The organism is Collinsella sp. TM06-3 (genome assembly GCF_003436395.1).
Taxonomy (GTDB): Bacteria; Actinomycetota; Coriobacteriia; order Coriobacteriales; family Coriobacteriaceae; genus Collinsella.
The window spans coordinates 1-10,301 of sequence record NZ_QSPG01000036.1; the positions used below are offsets into that span (position 1 = coordinate 1).

General features: G+C 60.4%; 9 protein-coding genes, 1 tRNA gene and 1 riboswitch. Of the genes, 1 reads left to right on the top strand and 9 read right to left on the bottom strand.

From position 1 onward, the window contains the following. The first annotated feature begins 114 nt into the window (after positions 1–114). Positions 115–190 (top strand) — tRNA-Val (locus DXD56_RS09595). A 426-nt stretch (positions 191–616) separates the two neighbouring features. Here the strand turns inward: DXD56_RS09595 and DXD56_RS09600 are convergent. From DXD56_RS09600 to DXD56_RS09640, 9 genes are all read right to left on the bottom strand, one after another. Next, entirely contained in the window at positions 617–1,900 is a 1,284-nt protein-coding gene (locus DXD56_RS09600) for an aminotransferase class III-fold pyridoxal phosphate-dependent enzyme (protein WP_117641045.1), read from the bottom strand. A gap of 69 nt (positions 1,901–1,969) precedes the next feature. Next, positions 1,970–2,950 carry an acetylglutamate kinase gene (argB, locus tag DXD56_RS09605; protein WP_117641046.1) on the bottom strand — a complete coding sequence of 327 codons (981 nt, stop codon included), beginning with the start codon at positions 2,948–2,950 and terminating at the stop codon, positions 1,970–1,972. 81 nt (positions 2,951–3,031) lie between these two features. After that, the gene (gene argJ, locus DXD56_RS09610) at positions 3,032–4,300 is read right to left on the bottom strand and encodes a bifunctional glutamate N-acetyltransferase/amino-acid acetyltransferase ArgJ (RefSeq protein WP_199411582.1); all 1,269 of its coding nucleotides are present in this window, start codon (positions 4,298–4,300) and stop codon (positions 3,032–3,034) included. A gap of 134 nt (positions 4,301–4,434) precedes the next feature. Then, the gene (gene argC / locus DXD56_RS09615) at positions 4,435–5,505 is read right to left on the bottom strand and encodes an N-acetyl-gamma-glutamyl-phosphate reductase (RefSeq protein ID WP_117641048.1); all 1,071 of its coding nucleotides are present in this window, start codon (positions 5,503–5,505) and stop codon (positions 4,435–4,437) included. Between the two features lie 257 nt (positions 5,506–5,762). Beyond that, complete coding sequence (locus DXD56_RS09620) at positions 5,763–6,173, bottom strand: pyridoxamine 5'-phosphate oxidase family protein (RefSeq protein ID WP_055252303.1); 411 nt, start codon at positions 6,171–6,173, stop codon at positions 5,763–5,765. 51 nt (positions 6,174–6,224) lie between these two features. Further along, positions 6,225–6,671, bottom strand: a complete 447-nt coding sequence (locus tag DXD56_RS09625; protein ID WP_117641049.1) for a pyridoxamine 5'-phosphate oxidase family protein — start codon at positions 6,669–6,671, stop codon at positions 6,225–6,227. A gap of 30 nt (positions 6,672–6,701) precedes the next feature. Then, the gene (locus DXD56_RS09630) at positions 6,702–7,502 is read right to left on the bottom strand and encodes an energy-coupling factor transporter transmembrane protein EcfT (protein ID WP_117641050.1); all 801 of its coding nucleotides are present in this window, start codon (positions 7,500–7,502) and stop codon (positions 6,702–6,704) included. Next, entirely contained in the window at positions 7,502–9,406 is a 1,905-nt protein-coding gene (locus tag DXD56_RS09635) for an energy-coupling factor transporter ATPase (protein WP_117641051.1), read from the bottom strand. The genes DXD56_RS09630 and DXD56_RS09635 overlap by 1 nt, the downstream gene beginning before the upstream one ends. Beyond that, positions 9,403–9,993: an ECF transporter S component gene (locus tag DXD56_RS09640; protein ID WP_117641052.1), complete on the bottom strand. Its 591-nt coding sequence runs from the start codon at positions 9,991–9,993 to the stop codon at positions 9,403–9,405. Before DXD56_RS09640 ends, DXD56_RS09635 begins: the two co-directional genes overlap by 4 nt. Before the next feature lie 5 nt (positions 9,994–9,998). Continuing rightward, positions 9,999–10,191: riboswitch (FMN riboswitch) on the bottom strand. Positions 10,192–10,301: the final 110 nt, after the last annotated feature.

The following is a 10,301-nucleotide window of genomic DNA, read 5'->3' on the forward strand; positions in this document are numbered from 1 at the left end:
TGAATGTGGGAGGTGTTCGGATAAAGTCGATAATCAAGGGCTGTGACACGCGACGGTTACCTTTAATGGATATGAGATGAATGAGGCGATTGTTTTGCTATACTCTCTCCGCACGGGCGATTGGCGCAACGGTTAGCGCAGGTGCTTTACACGCACAAGGCTGGGGGTTCGAATCCCTCATCGCCCACCACTGATTTGGAAACGGTCCTCGAAAGGGGACCGTTTTTGCTTGCGCCCGGTGCATGGGATTCGAACCCGCCAGCACGTCCGCCACAAAGGCCGTGGCCAAAAAATGGCAAAAATGAGTACTGTTACTAATTTTGTAGCAGCGATTTTTGGGTTTCGCTGGGTAAATCTAGCCCTGAATCAGCGATTTGAAGCCTTTGCTAGCTGTTTCCCCATTAACATAACTGAACATGTGTGGTCTAACTAATCCTAGATAGTCGGTTTCATATGAGATTCAGCTGGTGACAGTACTCACATTTGGCATTTTTTGTCCAAAGGCTCTCCTGGCCATTGCAGATTTGTGGCAAAACGGGTTCCGGACCGCTGAATCGTGCCGCATATGGCACGCCCGCAGTCCAGAACCCGGTCCAAATTAAGTTATTGCGCCGTGTTAGCCCAAAACGCCCGCCAGGATCTCGATCAGGCCGTCCACGTCGACTTCCTCGCAGACAAGCGGCGGCAGGAAACGCAGCGTGTGGGCACCAGTAGCGTTAATCACAGCGCCGGCGGCAAGCGCGCGGGCAACAATATCATGCGCATCGCCCGCAGCGTCATCCAAGTCGCAGCCGAGCATCAAGCCGCGACCGCGCACCTCGGTAACGTGCGGAAGCTTGGCCAGCGCCTGCTCCATATAGGCGCCCACCTTGGCGGCATGCTCAGCATAGCCGCCGCGCACGAGCGCGGAGAGCGTCGCGGCGCACGCCGCGACGGCCAAGCAGCTACCGCCAAAGGTCGAGCCGTGGTCGCCCGGCTTAAACACGTCGGCGATTTCCTTCTTTGCCACCACGGCACCCATGGGCACGCCATCGGCAATGCCCTTGGCAAGGCTCATAATGTCGGGTTCCACGCCATAGGTCTGGAATGCAAACGGCTTGCCGGAGCGGAAGATGCCACACTGGACTTCGTCGGCGATAAGAACGGCGCCTGCCTCGTGTGCCAAGTCACGCGCCGCCGCCATAAACTCCTCGGTCATGGGGTGCACACCGCTCTCGCCCTGAATCGGCTCGAGCATGACAGCGCAGACCTCGCTTCCCAGCTGCTTAAAGATCGCACGCAGTTCATCGATATCGTTGGGCGTGCAGGCCACAAAGCCACCCGGCAGCGGGCGGAAACTATCCTGCAGCCAATCCTGCATGGTGGCGGCAATGGTCTCGAGCGTACGGCCGTGGAAGCCGCCGCGCATGCACACGATAGTGTTGCCGCCGTTACCGGCACGCTTGGCGTACAGGCGCCCGAGCTTCATCGAGCCCTCGTTGGCCTCGGCGCCGGAGTTGGCAAAGAAGGTCTCCCAAACCTGCTCATCCGCAGCCGGGGCACCAAGAGCAGCTGCCGTGGTCTCATCGCCGGCGGCAATGGCATCGGCAAGCACGCGTGCACCATCTAAGTCGTCGTTGGCAAGCTTGGACAGCAGCGCCGCGACCTGTCCACGCTGCTCGATGTAGAAGTAATTGGAGACATGCATGAGCTTTTTGGTCTGTGCCTCGAGCGCCGAGAGCACAGCCGGGTCGCCATGACCTAGGCTGCACACGCCGATGCCGGCAAGAAAGTCGAGGTACTCACGACCATCGTCGCCGGTGAGCTTCATGCCGTGACCCTCGACAAACTCGACCGGAGAGCGGCCAAAGGTATGCATAACGTAATGGGATTCAAGCGATTGCTGAGCTGCAAGTGACATGGGATGCCTTTCGTTGGGCGCCAGACGGCGCAGGCCTATGGGTGCAGGAATGGGGCGGCTGCGAGTCAGTTAGACCGTCTGAAGCTTCTCGACCTCGTCGAGGTTCTCGGTCAGACGCGCAGCAAACGTCGAAAGCGGATGCGGATGCGTATCGAACTCGTAAGCCGTCTCGGTGGAATGGATCACGGTACCGACGCCGGCATCGGTCAGCAGCTCCAGCAGCAGCGAATGCGGCGTGGTGCCGTTGATGATGTGGGCACGAAATACACCGCCGGCAAGCGCATCGACGGCCGCGCGCAGCTTGGGAATCATGCCCTTATCGACCTCGCCGCCGTAGAGCATCTCATTGACCTCGTCGAGCGTCAGGTTGGAGATAAGCGAATCCTTGTCGCTAAAGTCCTTATACAGGCCATCGACGTCGGTAAGGAAGATCACCTTATGCGCATGGAGCGCCGCCGCAACAGCACCGGCGGCGGTGTCGGCGTTGATGTTAAAGAAGCCGCCGTCCTCCCCCGCCGCAACGGTAGCGATGACGGGAATGTACTCGCTATCGAGCAAGCGCTCGATATAGTCGGTGTTGACGTGCGCGACCTTGCCCACGCGACCGAGCTCGGGGTCGAGCGGCTCGGCGATGAGCGTGCCGGCATCGCTGCCCGACACGCCCACGGCCAGGTTGCCGTGCCGGTTGATGGCAGCGACCAGCTCCTGGTTGACCTTGCCGCCCAGCACCTCGCGCACGATATCCATGGTCGCCGGCGTGGTCACACGCTGGCCGTTCTTAAACTCGACAGGGATGTCATAGTGGCTCAACGCCTCATTGATGGCCTTGCCGCCGCCATGCACGATAACGGGGCGCATGCCGATGATCTTAAGCAGGACGATGTCACTCATCACGTCGCGGCGCAGCTGCTCGTCGACCATGGCGGCTCCGCCATACTTGATAACGACCGTCTTGCCGGTCAGGTTTTTAATCCACGGCAGCGCCTCAAACAGCAGCTGCGCGGTTGCCTCGTTGGATTCACTCGAGCGACAATCGCGTGCGAATTTCATAATCTGCCTCGTCTTTCGTATCGTTATCGCGCCGTGCTCCGCTGTCCGCAATCGCGGCAAGATGCGCAGCGTGCCTGGAATCTAGGAACGGTAGTCGCCGTTAATGGAGATGTACTCGTGCGTGAGGTCGCAAGTCCACACGGTGGTCGCCGCGTCGCCCGCGCCCAGGTCTGCCGAGATCACAATCTCGGGCGCCTCAAAACGTCGCAGAGCCTCGTCCTCGTCAAAGGGAACAGTCAGACCGTCGCGACAGACAGGCATGCCCATCATGTCGATGGAAACGTCTTCCTGATTAAACTTCACGCCGCACTTGCCAAGCGCCATAGCAACGCGGCCCCAGTTGCAGTCGTGGCCGGCGATGCAGGTCTTAACGAGCGGCGAGTTGGCAACGGCACGGGCGGCGATATCGGCCTCCTCGTCGTTGGCGGCGCCGGTAACGTTGACCGTAACAAGCTTGGATGCGCCCTCACCATCGGCGGCGATATTGCGCGCCAGGCTCTCGCACACCTCGTGCACGGCAAATGCCAACTCGTCAAAGGCATCGGAGCCCTCGACGATAGGCTCGGCATCTGCGGCAGCGGCGCCGGAGGCAAGCATGATGCAGGTGTCGTTGGTCGAGGTGTCGGAATCGACCGTTACCTTGTTAAAGGTCTGCTTGACGGTCGAGAGCAGCAGGGCATGAAGTGCCGCAGGCTCGACGGGGACATCGGTGGTGATAACTGCGATCATGGTGGCCATGTTGGGCATGATCATGCCCGAGCCCTTGCACATTCCGCCTACCGTATAGACATTGCCCGCATGACCCGCAGCCTCACTGACGTAGGATACGGCGTACTCCTTGGAGTGCGTGTCGGTCGTCATGATGGCGCGAGCGGCATCGGCGCCACCGTGGGCGGAGAGCGCCTCGTAGGCAGCAGGAATAGCGGTCTCAAACGTGTCGATCGGCAGAATCTGGCCAATCACGCCCGTGGAGGCAACTAGGATCTGCTGGGGTTCGCAGCCGATGACCTGCGAGGCGATACTGCACGTCTCGCGCGCGCAGGCAAGGCCGGTCTCACCCGTGGCGGCGTTGGCATTGCCAGAGTTGACCGAAATGCCGGCGATGATACCGTACCCCTTGTCGGTACCGCCCAGGTTGGCTCGGCTCACCTGCACGGGCGCCGCGCAAAAGCGATTGGTGGTAAACACGCCAGCACCGGGACAGGGTTTATCGGGCACGACGAGCGCGTAATCCAGACGCTCGGGGTTCTTGCGGAACCCAGCGTGGATGCCTGCAGCCTTAAAACCAGCCGCAGCCGTAACGCCACCCTCGACGGCGCGAATCTTGATATCAAACAGCTCGGTATTCATCGTCTTTATGACTCCTTATGTCAAACAAAAAACGGACATCGGTTGGTGCGCCATGCCAGTCGTGATCATGAAACCAGCTTAAGAGTGGCGCCCCACTCGATGCCCGACTACCAAATCGTTAACAATCGAATGTGCTACACCGGGCACGCCACTGTGGGCAAGCCTCGTCGCTCGTCAAAGCCAAAGACGATATTGGCGCACTGGACCGCTTGGCCCGCAGCACCCTTGCACAGATTGTCGATGGCGCCCGTCGCCACCAGCACGCCCGCGCGCTTGTTGAGCGCGAGGCCAATCTGGGCAGCGTTGGTGCCGACGACCGAAGCCGTCTTGGGCTGCTGGCCGGCATCGAGCACGCGCACAAAAGTGCGACCGGCGTAGAACTGCTTGTAATGGTCGACGACATCCTCAAGAGCCAGCGTGTCGAGAGCCTGCGGCGCGAGCGGCAGCGTCACCGTGGAGAGCAGACCGCGCTTGAGCGGTGCCAGGTGCGGGGTAAAGACGACGCGATCGGTCAGGCCAAGGATTTGCTCAATCTCGGGCGTGTGGCGATGCTTGCCCACGCCGTAGGCCTCCAAGTTCTCGTCGGCGCTGCAAAAATGGGTGCGGGCGTTGCAGGACTTACCGGCGCCCGTCACGCCGCTAATGGCATCGACAATCACGGGGCCGTTCTCGGCCACCCAGCCCGCGCGCACGGCGGGCGCGGCGGCAAGGCTCGTTGCGGTGGGATAGCAACCGGCGCAGGCGACCAGCACGGGTTTGCCGTCGGCATGGTCGGATGCGGCGGTCTCCAAGTCCTGGCAGAACAGCTCGGGCAGACCGAAGGCACGGGTCTTGAGCAGCTCGGGGCTCGTATGCTCGGCGGCATACCAAGCCTCAAAAACGGACGCGTCGTTCAGACGGTAGTCGGCCGAAAGATCAAAGCAGGAGACGCCCGATGCAAGCAGCGCGGGCACCTGTGCCATGGCGGCCGTGTGCGGCACGGCAAGAAAAACCGCATCGCAGTTCTTGAGCTCGGGGGCATCATGCGTCGTAAAGACAAGATCGCTTACGCCGGTGAAGCTCGGGTACACCGCAGACAACGGCTGGCCGGCATCGGCGTTGGACGTAATGGCAGCAAGTTCAAACTCGGGATGACCGAGGACGAGGCGAATGAGCTCGGCTCCGACATATCCAGCCGCGCCGACGATTCCAACCTTCAAAGACATATCAGACTCCTTGTCTGCGATTTATGCACCGATGCGCATTTCGCAGCGGTCGTTATGAAGTGGGTTGAAACTTTAGCACCAAAAGATGCATGACTACGTAAATGGCTTGCATATTCATGCATTGAAACATTCCCGACACATTCGCTTGAAGGAATTGACAAATGGAGCGGGCCCCGTATTGACCGGCGCTCCTAACGGCGCCGGGCAATACGGGGCCCGCCCATGCGAAAACCAAGTTGTTAGGATGAGCCAGCTGGCTAGAGCTCGACCGGCACCCATTCGTCGTGATTGCAGATAAAAGCCTCGGGATCCTCGACGCTAAAGAAGACGAGCGTGGGGTCGTTAGGCCCCTCATAGTGCTCGCCCAGGTGCTCTAGATGCTTCCACCCGGCTTCGCGCATTTCGCCTAAAGCCCGGTCATCCAAGCCGGCACGCCCGCGCAAGATGAGCCAGCCATGGCCCGGCCACCAACTCGTGGCCTCAAAGCGCTGGTTTTGCAGCAGCTCTTGCCACACATCTTTGGTGCGCGCTGTTACAAACCACAGCTTGCCATCCTGGATCTGAGCAAACGAAAATGGACGTACATGTGGCTGCCCGTCCACGCTCGTCGCCAAGTACCACGCCGGCACCGACGTCAGATACTCCAAAACCGTATTCAATCCGTCCATGCGCCCTCCTGCCACTAGCCAATTTGGAACGGGTAGTTAATTTGAGACGCGCTAGAGCTCCAGATGCTCTTCGCTGCCGTCGATATCGCAGAAGCGGGCGGCAATGTTGCGGACCGAAAAGAAAGCAAGGCGGCCGTCGTTGGCACTCTCGTGTTCCTCGCCGATGCCCACCATGTGCTTAAAACCCGCTTGACGCACCTTGTCGCTCGCAACTGCGTCGTCCTCAAGTGCGGCTTCGCCGGTCAATACGATCCAACATTCCCCCGGCTTCCAGCCCGAGAGCTCAAACTTGGGATTCGCGCTCAACTCCGCCCACACGTCCTTGTCGCGCGACGTGCAAAACCACAGCTTACCGTCATCGACCATGGCAAACGAAAACGGCCTCACGCGGGGCTGATGCCCGTCGCTCGCATCGGTCGTGGCAAGATACCACGCCGGAATGCGCCTGAGATACGAACAGGCGCGCTCGAGCTGAGCCATGCGGTCGTTGTCGGTCATAGGGACCCCTTTCTTGCGCTCGAATCGCGCCTAAACAAGTTGAAGGTTGATGACGATGACACACGCGAGCAGCAGCGCCGTCACCACCGCAGCCAGCGCATCCCCGCGGCGAAATGCAAGCGCATGCAGGCGCGTGCGGCCCTGCTCGCCGTGATAGCAGCGTGTATCCATGGCAGCAGACAGCGTCTCGGCATGGCGGAACACACCCGTGAACAGCGGGATCGCCACACTGCCGAGCATACGCACGCCGCCGAGCGGGCCTCCCGTCACGCGCGCACCGCGGCTCGCCTGCGCATCGGCCGTCTGCTTCATCTCGGTGGCAAACTGCGGCATAAAGCGCAGCGCGATACCCATAATCATGCCGAGCTCGTGTGCAGGAAGTCCCACACGCGCAAACGGTGCGAGCAGACGCTCAAAGCCCACGGTGAGGTCGAGCGTGGGCGTGGTGAGCGTAATGGCGCTCATGCCGGCCATCATCAAGCTCAGGCGGCACGCCATAAAGGCGGCGGAATGCAGCGAGCCCTCGCTTATCTGCAAAAAGCCAAGCTGCCACAGAATGCGCCCGCTCTGGTCGGAAAACAGGTTGAGCACTGCGACCACCACGACAATCGCCAGCAATGGTGCCATCGATGATAGGACCCGGCGCAACGGCACCCGGGACACGGTATAGATCAGGACAACGAAGATTGCGACCGGGGCCAGTCCGCGGAAGCTGCTGACCGTGAGCGTCGTGATCAGAAACACAAAGCCCAAGAGCAACTTAGTTCGCGGGTCCAGGCGGTGGATCGCACTATCGCCGGGATAGTAGCTGCCAAACGAAAACGCCTCCATTAGCAGCCCTCCTCTCGCGCAACCGTCTTGGATTTAGCAATGTCCGCGACGTTAGAAGGACCGCCCGAGCGACCGATTAGCAGGTCCACCAACTCGTCTGCCAGCGACTCAACCGTATAGAGGCCGTCAAAGCGCAGCGGCACGCCCGCTTCCGCGAGCGCCAACGCCATGCGCTGGGCGGCGGGAACGCCCAAGCCGATCGACTTGAGCTCATCCGCATGCGCAAAAACCTGAGCGGGCGTGCCCTCGGCAAACACCGCGCCCTCGTTCATCACGACAATACGGTCGCAGCAATTGGCCAGGTCATCCATACTATGCGAAACCATGACAACGGTCAGGCCATCGCGGTGAAGTCGACCGATAAGCTCAAGGAAATCCCTGCGCGCAGCCGGATCGAGCCCCGCCATGGGTTCATCGAGCACCAGGACCTCGGGCTCCATGGCGAGCACGCCGGCGAATGCCACACGCCGTTGCTGACCGCCCGAAAGCTCAAAGGGACTCTTGTCGCCGACCGTGGAAAGATCGAGGCCCACGCGCGAGAGTGATGACTCGACACGACGGTCGACTTCATCTTGCGGCAAGCCAAGGTTGTGCGGACCAAACGCCACGTCCTGCGCCACGGTTTCGGCAAACAGCTGACGCTCAGGATACTGAAATACCACGCCGACCTTGGCCTTAACCGCAGCGGCGTCTTTCTTGTTTGATAGGTCGAGCCCCAGCGCGCGAACGGATCCCTCCTGGGGGCGAATCAAACCGTTGAGATGCTGGACCAGCGTCGACTTACCCGAACCGGTATGACCTGCCAAGCCCAGGAACTCGCCGCGACGCACCGTCAGCGATACATCGCGCAGCGCCCACGGACTGCTGGGGTCGTTTCCCCAGAGAGCCTGTTTGTTCGATTTGCCCGCAGTGACCGAGCGCTTATGCCAGCGACGGCGCTCGCGTGGACTGAGCGAATAGCTGTACGAAACATGGGATAGCTCGATGACGGGCTCCGACGCGTTGTCCTCGTTGTCTGCCGAAACAATGCCGTCAGCGATTTCCAACTGGGACGCGGAAGGCTGCCCCGCAGTGCCCGCCTCACTTCGCTCGGTATAGGCCTGCGCAACCTCGGCGACCATATCTGCCTCGCGCACCTGCGCATGAACGGGCACGCCCTTCGCACGAAGTGCCATGCCCAAGCAGCACGACGCCGGCATATCCAGGTTGAGCCCCACGAGCCCATCTGCCCGCGTCAGAATCTCCTCGGGCGTACCGAGCATGGCAACGCGCCCCGCCCGAAACACCGCGACACGATCGGCCTCGGCGGCCTCTTCCATAAAGTGCGTAATCATCACTATGGTCATGCCGCGATCGTGCAACGCGCGGCAAGCCTTCATGAGGCCCTTGCGTCCACGCGGATCGAGCATCGAAGAAGCCTCGTCCAAGATGAGCACGCGCGGTTCCATGGCGAGCACACCGGCAAGCGCCACGCGCTGCTTTTGACCACCCGAAAGTGCATGGGTCTCATGGCGCTCAAAGCCCACCAGCCCCACGCCCTTCAGCGCCTCGCGTACACGCTGCGCAATTTGTGCCGATGGCACGCCAAGGTTTTCGGGACCAAACGCAACGTCATCTTCGACAAGCGTTGCCACCAGCTGGTCGTCGGGATTCTGGAACACCATGCCCGCGGTCGAACGAATGTCGTAAACCAGCTCGGGGTCGGACGCGTCCATGCCGTTGATGCGTACCGTGCCCGCATCGGGCTGCAACAGTGCATTCAGATGCTTGGCAAACGTCGACTTACCCGACCCATTGCCACCGAGGATGCAGAAAAACTCCCCGTCCTCGATGTTCAGATCGATGCCATCGAGCGCCGGTGTGGCACCGTCATAACTAAAGGAAACGCCCCGACACTCAATCATGCGCGGCCTTTGACCTGGTCCTTCTTGGGCGTGATGAGATTAGAGACCGCCTTGTACACCGCCAGCGTCAACACCGAGTTAAGCACGGTCTTGATAAGGTTGAACGGCAGCACGGCGGGAATCATGAGCGGGGCGATCACATCGACCGAGCCATACCAGAACCAAACGCCAATGGTAAGGTTTGCGACCATAGACAACGCCGTAGCGGCAATGACGCCGAGCACCAGGCCAATCACAGCACCCTTATAGGTGTGCATCTTCTGGTACACGATAGCCGCGGGCAGAATGTAGCCCAGCGTAGCCACCAGGTTCATAAGTGCGCCGACCCAATCGCCCGTGGTAAGCGCATGGATAACAATCACCATGGCGGCAACAGCAGTGCCGGCGCCAGGACCATACGCAAAACCGCACACCATCGCCGGCACCAGCGACGGGTCATACGTCAAAAACGGCGCCGAAGGAAGGATGGGCAGCTGCACGTACATAAACAGGGCGCCCAGGGCGCACATCAGCGCCATGGTAACGAGCTGTTTGGTGCTCCACCTATTCGTGTTCTCAAAATGGATATGCTGCGACTGTTCAGACATAAGATCACCTGCCTCTTTCATCCGGACTCTAACCGTTGGTACTGGAATCTCACCAGTTCAGCCGGCATGCGAACCAACGCACACACGGGTCGCGGACTCATCGGCTCGGTCGCAGACGCCTCGCCTGCGCCACAGTACCCCTTTGGCACCGCCCAATTTACCGCCAGTGGGGAATTCCACCCCGCCCTGAAACAGCACTTGCAAGTGTAGCACGAGCAATCGCTCGCGCAAGTATGCCGAGGGTAATTTGTCGCGGGAGAAACGGAATCCTTGATTATCGACTTTATCCGAACACCTCCCACATTCAT